Below are 15,010 nucleotides of genomic sequence, written 5' to 3'. Positions count from 1 at the left end.
ACTCCCCTTTACATCATCTTAAAAAGGTAACTTTCTTTTCCGCTTATCCCTTGTATACTTAAACTCAATATGCCTGTATGTGTTGAACATACGAGATGTAATGCGCTCGTCGTAAGCTTTCATAACAGCTTCACCTGTTAGGTTTGTTGTAATGATTGTTTTCTTCCCTTGTCTCCCATCAAATACTTTGAACAGTACACGATTCACGAATGCAGTTGCCTTTGGATCCGCAGCATCCATATCTCCTAGTTCTGCACCTAAGTCATCAATAACTAATAAATCTGCACTAATTAGTAAATTAACAATGCTATGCTCAGATTCCTCAGATTGCCCATTGAATGTAGAACGTATATAGTCAAATAGTTCTGATACAGAAACATAAAGAACAGTTCCTGCGCTATCCTCATTCATTTCATGAGCAATTGAATAGGCAAGATGACTTTTACCAGCGCCTACTTTTCCAACTAGAATTAAATTAAACCTCACATCATTTAAATAATCCTCAAGTGCTCGTTTTGCTAGAGTGTAATTTTTCTCATCCTCTTCACAATCAGATTTAAAATTTGAGAATCTAGCAAGTTTAATTGTTTCATCTTTAATCAAGCTCTTATCGTAAAACATACTCTTACGTTTTCTCTTTTCTTTCTCATCTCGGAATACATTCATTTCTGCTTCTAGCTTTTGATTGTCTTCTGTTAACTTACATACCGGACAAACTACTTCACCATTTATCTTCATGAATCTAACAGTACGTTTACGTTCTTTTTTGCAAACCTCACATGTATCAGAAAGGAAGATCATCTTCTTCGAAAGGGTCTTTGCTATATCTGTTACCTTTATTAGAGCCATGTTTTCCTTCCACCTTTCCTTGTTGTAAATAACCTTCAAACTTTGTGCCGAATAACGTTTCTGGTCTTAAATACTTCGCTTGTTCCGTTCTTAACCATTCTCTAGCCTTTGTATCAATCACAGTTTTAAAGTTATCCACAGTGAATCCTTCTATTAATCTAGTTTTAATTAATGTTTGTGTTTTCTTAGATGTTAAACGGTAACTACTACCACACACGTCGTTGAGATAGTTTACTATCTCGACTATATATTCTTTTGCTGTAGTCTCTGTTGTTACTCTCTGTATATTCTCTGGTATTGGTCGGTTCAAATTGACCTCTTCCATCGGGTCAACTTGACCTGCTCGTGGGGTCAAATTGACCTCATCGTCGGTCGATTCTAACTGACGGAGAAATGTATAATCTATTGAGTACCATTTTGTTTTATCAAATTTTTTCTTGTTATAGTTCCCGATAACCAATACATTGATATTTTCAAGGTTTTTAATAGTTCTTTTGATAGTTGATTCTCCCCAAAAAGGAAACTGTTCTTGCCATTTTGGAATGCTGTTATAAATCCACGGTCTTCCATCATAAAAATGCTTGGAACGCCTTAGCCAATAGTGTATTTGTTGTAAAAATATAGCTTCATTCAATCCAATTTTCGTTGCCAGTCCTGGAAGAACAAGTAATGGTTCTTCATGAATTAATAAATTACTCATCCCTTCACCTTCCTCATAACAACCTCATAGTAGAATCCACGGTCACGATCCATCACAAAGCATCCTTTAAACAGATGAGGATTTTCAGCATTTCTATGTTTAATCGTTTCTAATACTCGTCGAATAGGAAATAGATAATCAAATCCTTCATTTTCTAAACGACGACAACGTTTGAGTAATTCAGATAACCTTCTATCACGTAAATACCTAGTGCCTAAATTTCTATTCAAAGCTATTGGCATTGAACCATCTCTTACTACTGTTTTCATCTCAGTCACCTGCCTATTGTGCTTGCTGTTGCTTTTCTTTCGCTTCGTTTAACCACGATGTTATCGTTTTTTGTAAATAGGATGCTTGTTGCACTGTAATTCCTTTGAAAGATTGAATTCCTAATGACTGTTTTACAGTGTTTTTCGTTTCTTCAAATGACATGTTATATACTTCCGATAACTCTCTAATTTGCACATGAATTGCTTTTATTCTTTGCTCATTTACAACCTCTGCTTGTCCAACTTGCTCCTGTTGTGGAACCTTATCTAGTTGCTTAACTGCTTGTTTTGGTTCATCATCTTGTGGAATATCTTCGCCCGAATAAATGTATAAGCCCAAACCATGTAGTGCAATAGCCTTTGCCAGACACCTTTGAATCGACGTGTTTATTTGGAATGGCGTAGGCTTTGCGATTGGCTTATTATAGTTATCTAATACCGGATGAATTTGTGAACGCGTGATGTTATTTACCGTTACCTCAACTTCAACAAAGTACCCAACCTCTGTTTTCATATAAGGTAATCCATCGAACCTAACAACTTGCCATGTAGCATCAGGATGTTTTTTCAAAAGCTGGTCTACAGCCCATGACCAACTCAGATAACTGAAACGCCCCTTCTTCTCTACATGCTTACTAACATCAATAGATGCTAATTCTGCAAAGTAATTTTTAGTTTCACTCATCGTATTCTCACACTCTCACCTTGTTTTAATGAAATACCATCCCACTTCATACCATTCTTAATCGCTAGTAATAATGCTTTTTTATCTACCTTAGGATTCTGCGGAATCATGTATTCTGGTGGAATAACTGCATCCTCTGCAATATCTAAACTTGCTGGATTCTTTTGAATACCTACTGTTATCAATGCACCTTTAATACGTCTTTTATCCACAGCAACCATCTGATGATATAAATAATCCTTAATATTTTTACAGCTGTTCTCAAAAGACTTACGGCGTTCAGCCAAGCGATTCTCTTCTCCTTTAATCACTTCAACTTGCGCTTCAATATTGCGAATCAATAACGCTGCACCTTGTACTTTATCTTCAATTGCTTCACTGATTGATTGATGTGTATCGTTAATTACTTCTGGATCTGCCCCGTCCTCAATCATTTGCTGTAATTGATTGAAGTTATTTGTTAATTCGTACAGTTTCATAGTTTTATAGCCTCCTAAAACGGCATACTGCCATATGGTTTATTAGTTAATATGGTAATTACATAATCTATATCTAACTTTCTACAGTTATCTCCTTCCTGCTTAGATATAAGTTTCAAGCTACTTACAGCCGTTTCAACCTGCTTTTTTAATAATTGATTTTCTATTGTCTCTTCCACGTAATCACCCCATGTGATATACTGACTTCGAATTTGTTTTTAAATGGAACCCATTGCAGTGGGTTTCTTTTTATTTACATAAAACCTTTTGAATAACATCCTCTTTAATTCCAACCTCTCGCATACGCTCTATAACATGCTGAACTCTATCATTTTCTTTCTTTTTAAATATCAATTCCTTTAATTGCTTATCACACTCTTTTGCCTTTTCTCCACAAGCTTCGTACTCTTTACAAGTCTCATAGAACTCTTTGGTTTTCCCCTCTACATTTTTCTTACTTGCAATACGATTTAACAAAAATTGATTCTTTATGTAGTTCTCCTTCTTATTACGTAATGATTTCGCTAACTCAGCATCCTCGGGTAACACTAAATTTTCAATTCTCACTAGATTCACCTACCTTTTTAAAAAGAGCATTTAGACATACAAACCTATGCTCAATTAATCGACGCTGCTTTTTATTTGGCAATTTATAATGGGCTAGTAGCCTAAGATAATCAGATACTTTTACATTGTTGTAATCAATTGTAAACATCATTAATCCATCCTTTCTTCTGCCCATTCAACTAAAAATGCTTGTACTTGTTTTGCTGGGAAATACCATTTCTTACCCACTTTGAATTTTGGGAACCGTGGGTCAAAGAAGAACTGATCCTGAATTGTATTCCATGACATACATACACGTTTTTTAAGCTCCTTAGTATCCCAAAACGCTAACTCAGCGTCGTACTCTTTAACCCTCTTTTGAATTTCTTCCACGCATAATTCCTTCACAACATTTTCGTCTATTTGAACATTGAACATGATTATTCCCTCCTTATTTTTAAACCATTGGTCTCCAACCGTTTATAAAGTTCAAAGCTTCCTCGAAATCCTTTTTCAAAATGTCCCTATAACTATTCACATTGAATGCATCTTTCAAATTACGTCCTAGTAATCCGAATAGCTTGCGAGTAGAATCATGTACTTCTCTATCTACATGCTCGTTTCCCCATAAGAAGTAGATTCTTTTGGCTTTACTTTTTTCTAGAATACGTTGCTGACCGTAATCAATAGTTAATTGCGTTTCAATTTTTTCTTCTAAGGATGTAACTCTGTTATTTAAATCAAGTGTTCCTGTTGCTAGCAATTTGATTTGACTGTAAGTGTTCCCTAGCATTTCTTGCTCCCCTTGTATCCGCTTCTCCATTTCTTCGAATTGCATAACATATGTAGCAGTAAAAAGTACTCCCTTTTCACCGTTTAATTTATTCGCTACCAAGTCACACCCTTTACGAGTTAAGAGATATTTTTTGTAAGCTTTGTTATTACCTTCAGTTGTATAATTGTCCTCTACAAAAAAATTCTGAGAACGCATTTTTGCGTTTTCTAAAATCTTTATATAATTTTCAATACTTCTTAATAAATCTGTGTGACGTTTACCTATCATATTTGCGACTTCTCTACTATCAACTAATAATTTGCCACTCTGATTTACAACACTTAATGAAAACTTCTCGTCCACAACAGCTAACTGATCGTACATTTAGAATCCTCCTCATCACGATTAACTTGTATTTCCGTCATTTTTGTCAATAAATTAAGGTCTAACTCCAAAACAGAAGCTAACCTTATAAAAGTTTTTAAACTAGGGGTATACCTGTCATTCTCAATATCGGAAAGGTAATTCCTAGATATAGAAGCTGATTTTGATACTTCAATTTGTCGCAACTTTTTATTTTGACGACTTTTTTTGACTATCATCCCCAGTGTTTCATGATGTTCCATCAATTAATCACCGCCTTACAAAACTCATTGTACGGTATTTCCGTCATAATGTAAATAGATTTTTCATTGTTTTTCCGTCATTTTTAGATTAAACTTTTTTATAAAGGTCGATAATACCGACATTTTAGGAGGGAACCATGCCTTATGAACGTATCAATAAACATAAAAAAATATAGAAAAGAAAAGAAAATGACGCAAAAAGCACTAGCAGAAAAAGCTAATATTTCACGCTCGTATTTAGGTGATCTTGAAAGCGGAAGATACAATCCCAGTTTAGATACTTTAAGAACAATCGCTTCCGCTTTAGATATTGATATCAATTTATTGCTCACTGAAGAGGGAGCCACTCAAACAAGTAACCTTACTTCAAAAGATGAAAAAGATATCGCAAAAAGAATGGAAGAAATAAAAAGAGATCTTCAAGGTCAAGACGGATTAATGTTCTCTGGTGAGCCTATGAGCGAAGAAGCCATAGAATCTTTATTAGATGCAATGGAATACATCGTGAAACAAACCAAAGTAATCAATAAAAAATACGTTCCTAAGAAATATCGTAATACCGACGATAACTGATGCGAGCTTAGGAGGGAAAACATTGAAATTCGTCATAAGAGATCTAGTCCAACAACTTTGCACAAAATACAACACGAATAACCCCTATGAGCTTGCAGATTGTTTAAAGATAAATGTACTAACCTGGGATTTACACGAAGAAATAAACGGATTTTATAAATACGAAAAAAGAAATCGTTTCATCGTTATTAATAATCATTTGTCTCCATCCATGCAAAGAACTGTTTGTGCGCATGAATTAGGACATGCAATCCTACATACTCATGCAAACACACCTTTTCTGCGTAAGAACACATTCTTTTCCGTTGATAAATTAGAGATAGAAGCAAACACGTTTGCTGCGCTTTTGTTAATTGATAAAAAGACCATTCAACCTGGTGATACAAAAGCATGTATAGCATACAAAAATAATATTCCAATTGAACTATTAGAATTTTATAAGCCTTACTAAAAGGAGGTGAGACATTTTGATTATCGATTTAACCGCTGAACGAGAAAAACGAAACAAATCCATCGTTAAACCAGAAGAAATCACAAAGATACCTATAGTTGAAAAAATTTATACAGTTGATGGTGAAATGAAATTTGAAGTTTCGGGTTATAAAGAGACTCCCGTAAAGTGGTTAGATGATTAATCTAGCCACTTTAAAATTATAAGGAAAGAGGGAATATTATAATGGCTAGCTTCAGAAAATTCGGAGATGTTTGGGAATTCCGAGTAAGATTTAAAGACCCTTATACTCAAAAATACAAAGAAAAATCAAAACGTGGATTCAAGACGAAAAAAGAAGCACAACTTGCGGCGGCTGAAGAAGAGAAAAAATTATTAAACGGTTTAGAAGTTGAGATTACTCCTACTTCGTTAAAACACTACCTTAGAGACTGGTTAATATTATTTAAACAAGACAATGTAAGGAAAAACACTTTTATCTTGCATGAACGTAACATCGAAAAGCATCTCATCCCCTACTTTCAAAACATGAATCTAAAAGAACTCAAACCAATGATGTATCAAAAATTTATTAATTCCTTAACTGATCAGGGATACAGTAAGCGAACTGTTCAAATTATCCACGGCACAATGAACAATGCTATGAAAAAGGCTGTTAGCTTAAAAAAAATCGAAAGCAATCCTTGTGAAGAAGTAGTTATTTCAAATAAGAACAATAAAGAAAGAGAAGGGCTAAAATATATGCGAAGTGAAGACATTCCCCTTTTCTTAAAGACTTCTTATCAATACAACTATATTTATTACATCTTTTTCAAAGCACTTCTGAATACTGGTATGCGTAAAGGTGAAGCTGCTGCTTTACAATGGAAAGACATAAATTTAAAAGAACATACTATTACTATTTCTAAAACGTTGGATTTTACAGCTAAAACAAAAGAAGAATTATTTGGAGATACAAAAACATTTACTTCTAAACGTACTATCATGATTCCAAAAAATTTGACTGATGAACTATTGGCACATAAAAAGTGGCAAAATGCCAATAAGCTTGTTTTACAAGATGCATATGAACATGAATTAGACTTAGTCTTTTCAAGGGTAGATGGAAAGTTCTTACCGAAGTCAACATTGTTCAATGCATTCTCACGCATTCTTAAGAAAGCAAATTTACCTAGACTAGAAATACATTCATTACGACACACCCACGCGGTTCTTTTATTAGAGTCTGGTGCAAGTATGAAATACATTCAAGATAGACTAGGACATAAGAGTATAGAAATCACTTCTAACGTTTACTCTCATATCAGCGATAAAATTAATAAAGATTCCATTTCGGGGTTTGAAGCCTATATGAATAACGTGTTGGGGTAAGTTTGATTTTTTTGTGGGTGTTTTGTGGGTGGATTACTCTTCTTTCAAATAAAAGTGTTTTACCCACAAAATAAAAAAACCCTCAACACGTTGTGTGTCAAGGGTTTGTGCCTCTTAGTATAGAGACATATATTGATCGCGTTCCCATTGGTGAACTTGAGTTCTAAAGATATCCCACTCAATCTCTTTCGCTTCAATGAAGTGCTCAAGTAAGTGATCTCCTAGTGCACCACATACTACTTCATTAGATTGTAATGTAACTAATGCTTGCGCTAATGTTGCTGGTAAATCAGCGATACCTGCTTCTTCGCGCTCTTCTTTTGTCATTACGTAGATGTTACGGTCTACTGCAGCTGGTGGAGTTAATTTATTTTTAATTCCGTCAAGACCTGCAGCTAATAATGTTGCCATTACTAAATATGGGTTTGCAGCTGGGTCAACACTACGTACTTCTACGCGTGTACTAATACCACGAGATGCAGGGATACGTACTAATGGACTACGGTTTTGTGCAGACCATGCTACGTAACATGGAGCTTCATATCCAGGTACTAAACGTTTGTAAGAGTTTACAGTTGGGTTTGCTACCGCTGTAAATGCTGGTGCATGTTTTAAAATACCTGCGATGAAGTGACGAGCATCATCACTTAATTGTAATTCACCATTTTGATCGAAGAATACGTTCTCACCATTTTTAAATAATGATAAGTTACAGTGCATACCTGAACCGTTTACACCGTATAATGGTTTCGGCATAAATGTTGCATGTAAACCATGCTTACGAGCAATTGTTTTTACAACAAGTTTGAATGTTTGAATGTCATCACATGAGCGAATTGCATTTGCATATTTAAAGTCAATTTCATGTTGCCCTGGAGCAACCTCATGGTGAGACGCTTCAATTTCAAATCCCATCTCTTCAAGTTCAAGAACGATATCACGACGACAGTTTTCCCCTAGATCCATCGGCGCAAGGTCGAAGTATCCACCGTTATCGTTTAATTCTAATGTTGGATTTCCTTTTTCATCTACTTTAAATAGGAAGAATTCTGGCTCTGGTCCAAGATTGAAATCTGAGAATCCTAACGCTTCCATTTCTTTTAATACACGTTTTAAATTGTTACGTGGATCTCCTTCAAATGGAGTGCCATCTGCATTGTAAATATCACAGATTAATCGAGCTACTTTACCTTTTTCAGCTGTCCAAGGGAAAATTACCCAAGTATCTAAGTCCGGATATAAATACATATCAGATTCTTCAATACGTACGAAACCTTCAATAGAAGATCCATCAAACATCATTTTGTTATCAAGAGCTTTTGTTAATTGGCTCACTGGAATTTCTACGTTTTTAATTACTCCTAAAAGGTCTGTAAATTGTAAGCGGATATACTTTACATTCTCTTCTTTCGCCAAACGGAAAATATCTTCTTTTGTGTACCTAGCCATTATAAATTCCTCCTTAGTCCCTCTAAACACCTTCAGAATCAGTTATCTTTAGTGAAAAAACCTTGAAATATCACCTTGTCGCAACGAAGTCCGATTAAATCTACCTGTATGTTGTAGTTCATCTCGAAGTATTTTGCGAAGCTCAGTTTTTGAAATTTCTTTCGTTTCTTCTTTTACTTTCACTGCTTCTGTTTGATTTTCTTTCATTAGTAACACTTGCTTAATACCAGCCATATTTAAGCCCTGATCTAATAAATCTTTAATCTCTAACAACTTATCTACATCGTTAAATGAAAATAATCTACGATTCCCCTTTGTACGGGTTGGAGAAACAAGATTATGCTCTTCATAGTAGCGAATTTGACGTGCAGACAATTGTGTTAAATCCATTACTATACCAATAGGAAACAGCGGGGCAGAACGTCTATCTTCTTTCATCGTTTCAGTTCCTCCTTCGCCTTAACTGCTTCTCATTTTATATCATGTTATGTTTAGTGTCAATAGATGTAAGCTTTTCTTACATGATTTTTTTATAATTTTTTTCATTCTTTTTTCTAATGGCACAAATCATTACTTTCATATGAAAAAAAGCTGTCGAAATCGACAGCTTCCCTTTAAGAAATTGTTAATAGGTTTTTTTCAATTAACGCATCAATCGCAGAACAAATCGCAATCTTTACATGCGAATAAGTTAATCCACCTTGTACGTAAGCAACATAAGGCGGACGAATCGGGCCATCAGCCGACAATTCGATACTTGCACCTTGAATAAACGTCCCAGCAGCCATAATTACATCATCTTCATAACCCGGCATATAGTTTGCATATGGCGTAAAATGAGAATTAATTGGAGATGCATATTGAATCGCTTGACAGAACGCAATCATACGATCTTTATCATCAAATTGAACAGATTGAATTAAATCTGTTCTTGATGCATTCCACGCTGGTGATGTATTCATTCCTAACTTTTCTAAAAATGCAGCTGTAAAAATCGCACCTTTCAGCGCTTGACCAGCAACATGCGGCGCTAAGAAGAAACCTTGATACATTTCTTGCAGACTGTATAAAGATGCCCCTGCTTCCGCACCGATCCCCGGAGATGTTAGACGATATGCACATGCTTCAACATACTGTTCTTTACCAACAATATAACCACCAGTTTTAACAATTCCTCCACCCGGGTTTTTAATAAGAGAACCCGCCATTAAATCTGCACCAACATGACATGGCTCTTGCTCTTCAATAAACTCGCCATAACAGTTATCTACAAATACAACAACATCAGGTTTAATCTCTTTAACAAATGCAATCATCTCTTTAATTTGAGAAACGGTAAACGACGGACGAGTAGCATACCCTTTTGAACGCTGAATACCAATCATCTTCGTATCACTATGGATTGCAGCTGCAACAGCTTCAAAGTCCACAAACCCCTCTTCAGTTAGCGGAACTGCGTTATACCCAATATTATATTCCTTAAAAGAACCTACACCTTTTCCACGCACACCAACGATTTCTTCTAGCGTATCATATGGCTTTCCCGTTATGTATAACAACTCATCTCCCGGACGTAAAATACCGAATAAAGCTGTTGAAATTGCGTGAGTACCCGATATTATTTGTGGACGAACAAGACCAGCTTCTGCTCCAAATACATCAGCATACACTTTTTCTAACGTGTCACGACCAATATCATCATAGCCATAACCTGTCGTCGGAATAAAATGCGAATCGCTAATTTTATGTCTACGAAAACTTTCTAATACACGAAATTGGTTACTTTCAATTACTTCATCCACACGTTTATGCACTTCTGTAACTTGAATCTCTACTTCTTTTACGATAGGAGCAATCTTTTCTCCATTTTTTAAACGATCAAACATTATTATTTTCTCCTTCTTCCACTAAAAATCTCTTTAACTGCCCATTAAGCGATGAATGAGCAAAGATATACCCTGTACAATCGTACACAAATTCTTCTTCTAAAAACTCCATTTTTGTTAGCAACGTTTCCGTTTTTAAAAGTGTTAACAACCTACCTTCACTAGGCGGGAGTTTCACTTGATAAACAACCATCTCTTCCTTCATCTTCGTTTCTATTGCTTCTTTAATACGTAATAAATCATTTTCTTCAAAAGCACTAGTCATTAAGAAATCACTTTTTGGAAATGGAATAAAACTTTGATGCAATTTATCTTTTTTATTATATAACGTAATAATAGGAATATGATTAATTTCAAGATCTGACAATAGTTGTTTTACCGTTTGCTCATGCCCTACATAATTAGGGTCTGCCGAATCAACAACATGTAAAATAACATCCGCTTCACCAGCTTCTTCTAACGTAGATCGAAAAGCAGCAATTAACGACGTAGGTAAATCTTGTATAAAGCCAACCGTATCAGTCAATAACACTGTATAACCAGAAGGTAACGGCATCTTCCTTGTTGTCGGATCTAACGTTGCAAACAATAAGTTTTCTTCAAACGTATCCGCTTCCGTTAATCTATTAAACAAAGTAGATTTCCCTGCATTTGTATATCCAATTAACGAAACTTGAAATACTTTATTATCTTTTCTTCTCTCACGGTATCTTTTTCGATGCTCCACAACAACCGCAAGTTGTTTCTTGATTTCATCAATACGTGATCGAATATGACGACGGTCCGTTTCAAGCTTTGTCTCTCCCGGTCCCCTTGTACCAATTCCACCACCAAGACGTGATAAAGACAGACCTTGCCCCATAAGGCGCGGCATTGTATATTGCAACTGAGCTAATTCTACTTGAAGCTTACCCTCTCTTGATTTCGCACGTTGCGCAAAAATGTCTAGTATTAACTGCGTTCGGTCAATCACTCTTGCATCTAACACTGAAGATAAATTCCGAATTTGGCTCGGCGTTAACTCGTTATTAAATATAATAACAGCTGGTTCTAATTCTTCAGTTAACATCGTAAGTTCTTCTAGTTTACCTTTTCCTATATAAGTCGCCGGATGAAACTTCGGGCGTTTTTGCGTTGTGGACACTAACACTTCTGCTCGCGCAGTCTTCGCTAACGATGCAAGCTCTTTCATGGAATGCATGAATTTTTCATCATCATCTTGCGACAATTGACAGCCAACTAATATGACTTTTTCTTTTTCTTCCATCAAATATGTTCACTCATCCTTTTCGAAATTTAAACCTTCTAATATAATAGCAGAGGAAGCACATTTCATCTAGTTAGCGGGGGAGAAAATTCATGGCATGGGAGATTTTTAGCATCATAGGCACAATCGCCTTCGCACTAAGCGGAGCCATTGTTGCAATGGAAGAAGATTATGATATTTTCGGGGTGTATATTTTAGGAATGGCAACCGCATTTGGGGGAGGTGCCCTCCGTAATTTATTAATCGGTTATCCAATCGTCGCGTTTTGGCAACAAGACATGTTATTCCAAATCGCACTATTATCAATGACGATTATTTTTCTTTTTCCAAATAAATTGATTAGACATTGGAAAAAGTGGGAAAACATCACGGATGCCATCGGCTTATCAGCATTTGCCGTACAAGGAGCACTATATGCACAAAAACTAAATTTACCAATTAGTGCTACAATCGTAGCCGCTGTTTTAACCGGTATTGGCGGCGGTATTATTCGTGACCTTTTAGCCCGCAGAAAACCTCTCGTCCTTCGAGCTGAAGTATATGCATTTTGGACGATTTTAGCAGGTTTTTTAATTGGAGCTCAAATTATCGTTAGCGATTGGGCTCTATACACCTTATTCATTTTAATTGTTTGCTTCCGTATGGTTTCTATTCATTACAAATGGCATTTACCGCATAGACGCATCGATACAAACGAACGTTCAATGCATAAATAGCAATCTAACCTCTTTACATATCGTAAAGAGGTTTTTCTTTTCTAACGAGTTTTTCTTTACATAATGTTAATACTAATCCTCAAAGCGAGGTGAATAGAAATGACAAACCATGTTAATAAAGGTGCACAAAAAAGCTCAGTAGACCAAATTGGACACGACCCTAATTCTGCACACGAAAAAAGCGCTAAAATGGAGCGCTTCCATAAATCTTATCGAGAAAAAGCAAAAAAATAACAAACGAAATGATTCACAAAAAACAGACGCACAGTTTATGTACTGTGCGTCTCCTCTTCAAGCATTAAATCACTACTTGATATCCCAATTAAATCATACTTATCATACGTATCTTCTTGTAACAAACGCATAGCTTGTGTACGAATTGATTTTTCAACAATATTCCGTACATATCGCCCATTACTGAACGATGTAATTTGTGACGAATACTTTACAGCATGTAAATGATCTCTAAATTTCCACTCCGCTTCCTTTGATAACTGATATTCACGTTCTTCATACATTCTCTTCCCAATTTCCAATAACTGATTTACCGAGTAATCCGCAAATTCAATAATAAACGGAAAACGAGATTGTAACCCTGGATTCAACGAAAGAAAATGATTCATCTCTCTTGAATACCCAGCCAAAATTAATACAAAACCGTGTTGCTTATCTTCCATATGTTTCACAAGTGTATCAATGGCTTCCTTTCCAAAATCTTTCTCTCCCCCACGCGCTAAAGAATACGCCTCATCAATAAACAAAATACCTCCCATAGCCTTCTTTATTAAATCTCTTGTCTTTTGCGCTGTATGACCGATATACTCCCCTACGAGGTCAGCACGTTCAGCTTCAACTAGATGCCCTTTTGATAAAATATTCATCTCAAACAACAATTTCCCTATCATTCTAGCAACAGTTGTCTTCCCAGTACCCGGATTCCCTTTAAACAACATATGAAGCACTTGCTTCTCAGATTTCAACCCCATCTCTTGTCTTTTTTTATTTACATAAATCCAAGCATAAATTTCTTTAATTATCTTTTTTATGTCATCCATCCCAACAAGCTTTCCCATCTCTTCTTCAATTCTCTGCAACATCTCATGTTTAGTAGCGGTTTCACTTGAAATTACAGTTTTATCTTCCGATGCCGGTAACGAAATTTTCTTCCGATGGTTTAACACGATATTAATTTGATTGTTATTTTTCTTACGCATTGATTGTTCCATACAATCACCTCATTTTATCCACTCATCAAATATTATTATTCCCGTCCCCCTTACAAATGCCTATTTTCAGAAAAGTTTGCTATAATATAAGAAATAATTAAGGTGGTGGGACTATGGAAACAACGGAATTCCATGATACAATACAAGCCTTTTCTATTTTTTTATTGAATAAAGGCCGAAAGTCTTCAACTATTAAACGCTATGTCTATGACATCGAAGATTTCGGACATTGGTTAGAAAAAAACAAAAAGCTCCCTTCCAGTAATATATGGGCTACACTTTGTACAAAAGACTATGAAGATTACTTTTCCGACTTAAAAAAGAATCGACACTACTCGGAGAAAACAATGCATCGTGTATTTATTGTATTAAATAGAATGTATCATTTTCTAAACATTCCCAATCCATTGAAGAATATGGAAATCGTTATTCAACCAAACCGTGCATTACGTAATGAAGATTTCATTTCATCCGATGAAGAAAAAAGATTAAAACATATAGTCACTTCATTAGAAGGCCTTTCAGAAAAGCAACGTCCTGTTCGCCCTTTATTAATGGATCGTAATATCGCTATTTTAAGCCTACTAATCGACTACGGACTATCCTTACAAGAACTTACAGCATTAACTATGCATCAAGTTCACTTTGAAACCAATACATTGTCTATTCCAGCAACCGCAGGAGTAGCAAGAACAATCACGTTAACAAATGAAGACAAAAAACAACTGTACACATATTATAAAAGTATCCCAGAACCAGTTCGCCCCAAATACCATAGCGATGATCCATTATTTGTGGCGTTTGATTTTAATCGCGGAACATATAGATGGGTATATGAAAATGACGCACCAAAGGCATTAACAGAAATTGCCGTTCAAAAAATGATCCGACTTGAAGTAGCAAGAGCAAATTTACGTAAAGGCATTTCTGGACAACATTTCCGGAACACCTTTATTCTACGCCTAATAAAAAAACAAATCCCAGAACCTGAGATCATAAAATTAATTGGCTTCAAATCAAAAATTTCATTAAAACGATATTATCAATACGCAGAAAATAGCAAAAACGCCTTATAATAAGGCGTTTTTTTCTATTTTTTCTTGAAACAATTAATTTTACTATGACCATTTACCTATTCTCTG

The 15,010-nt window shown here is 35.5% G+C and carries 22 protein-coding genes; 7 read left to right on the top strand and 15 right to left on the bottom strand.

All coding sequences use genetic code 11. The annotated features are described in order from the left end of the window. Positions 1-18: 18 nt before the first annotated feature. The 10 genes from U860_RS0110275 to U860_RS0110225 form a co-directional block, all read right to left on the bottom strand. Complete coding sequence (locus U860_RS0110275; protein ID WP_029952929.1) at positions 19-849, bottom strand: ATP-binding protein; 831 nt, start codon at positions 847-849, stop codon at positions 19-21. Next, positions 785-1,549 carry a conserved phage C-terminal domain-containing protein gene (locus tag U860_RS0110270; protein WP_025148437.1) on the bottom strand — a complete coding sequence of 255 codons (765 nt, stop codon included), beginning with the start codon at positions 1,547-1,549 and terminating at the stop codon, positions 785-787. Before U860_RS0110270 ends, U860_RS0110275 begins: the two co-directional genes overlap by 65 nt. Next, complete coding sequence (locus tag U860_RS0110265; RefSeq protein WP_025148436.1) at positions 1,546-1,818, bottom strand: hypothetical protein; 273 nt, start codon at positions 1,816-1,818, stop codon at positions 1,546-1,548. The genes U860_RS0110270 and U860_RS0110265 overlap by 4 nt, the downstream gene beginning before the upstream one ends. Positions 1,819-1,831: 13 nt before the next feature. Continuing rightward, positions 1,832-2,503, bottom strand: coding sequence for a DUF1071 domain-containing protein (locus tag U860_RS0110260; protein WP_025148435.1), 672 nt, complete (start codon positions 2,501-2,503; stop codon positions 1,832-1,834). Continuing rightward, positions 2,500-2,982, bottom strand: coding sequence for a siphovirus Gp157 family protein (locus U860_RS0110255; RefSeq protein WP_025148434.1), 483 nt, complete (start codon positions 2,980-2,982; stop codon positions 2,500-2,502). The genes U860_RS0110260 and U860_RS0110255 overlap by 4 nt, the downstream gene beginning before the upstream one ends. A gap of 14 nt (positions 2,983-2,996) precedes the next feature. After that, a complete protein-coding gene (locus U860_RS35820; RefSeq protein ID WP_205206308.1) occupies positions 2,997-3,161 on the bottom strand; it encodes a hypothetical protein in 165 nt (54 codons plus the stop codon). Between the two features lie 70 nt (positions 3,162-3,231). Then, the gene (locus U860_RS0110245) at positions 3,232-3,549 is read right to left on the bottom strand and encodes a hypothetical protein (RefSeq protein WP_025148433.1); all 318 of its coding nucleotides are present in this window, start codon (positions 3,547-3,549) and stop codon (positions 3,232-3,234) included. A 150-nt stretch (positions 3,550-3,699) separates the two neighbouring features. After that, positions 3,700-3,966, bottom strand: a complete 267-nt coding sequence (locus tag U860_RS0110235) for a hypothetical protein (protein ID WP_016091296.1) — start codon at positions 3,964-3,966, stop codon at positions 3,700-3,702. A 19-nt stretch (positions 3,967-3,985) separates the two neighbouring features. Further along, positions 3,986-4,687, bottom strand: coding sequence for a Rha family transcriptional regulator (locus tag U860_RS0110230; RefSeq protein WP_025148432.1), 702 nt, complete (start codon positions 4,685-4,687; stop codon positions 3,986-3,988). Continuing rightward, positions 4,672-4,929 carry a helix-turn-helix transcriptional regulator gene (locus tag U860_RS0110225; RefSeq protein WP_025148431.1) on the bottom strand — a complete coding sequence of 86 codons (258 nt, stop codon included), beginning with the start codon at positions 4,927-4,929 and terminating at the stop codon, positions 4,672-4,674. The genes U860_RS0110230 and U860_RS0110225 overlap by 16 nt, the downstream gene beginning before the upstream one ends. A 144-nt stretch (positions 4,930-5,073) precedes the next feature. Between U860_RS0110225 and U860_RS0110220 the strand changes: the two genes are divergently transcribed. From U860_RS0110220 to U860_RS0110205, 4 genes are read left to right on the top strand one after another with little or no spacing between them, the layout of a single operon-like run. Further along, on the top strand, positions 5,074-5,502 hold the full coding sequence (locus U860_RS0110220) for a helix-turn-helix transcriptional regulator (RefSeq protein ID WP_025148430.1): 429 nt from the start codon (positions 5,074-5,076) through the stop codon (positions 5,500-5,502). Between the two features lie 22 nt (positions 5,503-5,524). Continuing rightward, the gene (locus U860_RS0110215; protein ID WP_025148429.1) at positions 5,525-5,953 is read left to right on the top strand and encodes an ImmA/IrrE family metallo-endopeptidase; all 429 of its coding nucleotides are present in this window, start codon (positions 5,525-5,527) and stop codon (positions 5,951-5,953) included. Between the two features lie 16 nt (positions 5,954-5,969). Beyond that, entirely contained in the window at positions 5,970-6,137 is a 168-nt protein-coding gene (locus U860_RS35815) for a hypothetical protein (protein WP_081806669.1), read from the top strand. 41 nt (positions 6,138-6,178) lie between these two features. Then, complete coding sequence (locus U860_RS0110205; RefSeq protein ID WP_025148428.1) at positions 6,179-7,324, top strand: tyrosine-type recombinase/integrase; 1,146 nt, start codon at positions 6,179-6,181, stop codon at positions 7,322-7,324. 114 nt (positions 7,325-7,438) lie between these two features. Here the strand turns inward: U860_RS0110205 and glnA are convergent, their stop codons facing one another. The 4 genes from glnA to hflX all read right to left on the bottom strand — a co-directional run bounded on the left by glnA (position 7,439) and on the right by hflX (position 11,926). Further along, positions 7,439-8,773, bottom strand: coding sequence for a type I glutamate--ammonia ligase (glnA, locus tag U860_RS0110200; RefSeq protein ID WP_002172992.1), 1,335 nt, complete (start codon positions 8,771-8,773; stop codon positions 7,439-7,441). A 48-nt stretch (positions 8,774-8,821) separates the two neighbouring features. Next, on the bottom strand, positions 8,822-9,211 hold the full coding sequence (gene glnR, locus U860_RS0110195) for a transcriptional repressor GlnR (protein ID WP_000656783.1): 390 nt from the start codon (positions 9,209-9,211) through the stop codon (positions 8,822-8,824). Positions 9,212-9,387: 176 nt separating this feature from the next. Then, positions 9,388-10,659: a methionine gamma-lyase family protein gene (locus U860_RS0110190; RefSeq protein ID WP_025148427.1), complete on the bottom strand. Its 1,272-nt coding sequence runs from the start codon at positions 10,657-10,659 to the stop codon at positions 9,388-9,390. Beyond that, a complete protein-coding gene (gene hflX, locus U860_RS0110185) occupies positions 10,652-11,926 on the bottom strand; it encodes a GTPase HflX (RefSeq protein WP_025148426.1) in 1,275 nt (424 codons plus the stop codon). The genes U860_RS0110190 and hflX overlap by 8 nt, the downstream gene beginning before the upstream one ends. 92 nt (positions 11,927-12,018) lie before the next feature. On the opposite strand from hflX, the gene U860_RS0110180 reads away from it, so the two are divergent. Beyond that, the gene (locus U860_RS0110180) at positions 12,019-12,642 is read left to right on the top strand and encodes a trimeric intracellular cation channel family protein (RefSeq protein ID WP_000312272.1); all 624 of its coding nucleotides are present in this window, start codon (positions 12,019-12,021) and stop codon (positions 12,640-12,642) included. Between the two features lie 99 nt (positions 12,643-12,741). Further along, entirely contained in the window at positions 12,742-12,876 is a 135-nt protein-coding gene (locus U860_RS36815) for a hypothetical protein (RefSeq protein WP_033795398.1), read from the top strand. A gap of 35 nt (positions 12,877-12,911) precedes the next feature. Here the strand turns inward: U860_RS36815 and spoVK are convergent, their stop codons facing one another. Further along, complete coding sequence (gene spoVK / locus U860_RS0110170; RefSeq protein ID WP_025148425.1) at positions 12,912-13,868, bottom strand: stage V sporulation protein K; 957 nt, start codon at positions 13,866-13,868, stop codon at positions 12,912-12,914. A 113-nt stretch (positions 13,869-13,981) separates the two neighbouring features. On the opposite strand from spoVK, the gene U860_RS0110165 reads away from it, so the two are divergent. Beyond that, positions 13,982-14,944: a tyrosine-type recombinase/integrase gene (locus U860_RS0110165; protein WP_025148424.1), complete on the top strand. Its 963-nt coding sequence runs from the start codon at positions 13,982-13,984 to the stop codon at positions 14,942-14,944. Positions 14,945-15,010 lie beyond the last annotated feature (66 nt).

Source organism: Bacillus sp. H1a (genome assembly GCF_000633475.1).
Taxonomy (GTDB): domain Bacteria; phylum Bacillota; class Bacilli; order Bacillales; family Bacillaceae_G; genus Bacillus_A; species Bacillus_A paramycoides.
Note: the sequence above shows the minus strand (reverse complement) of the source record. Positions and strands in the feature narration are given on the sequence as shown.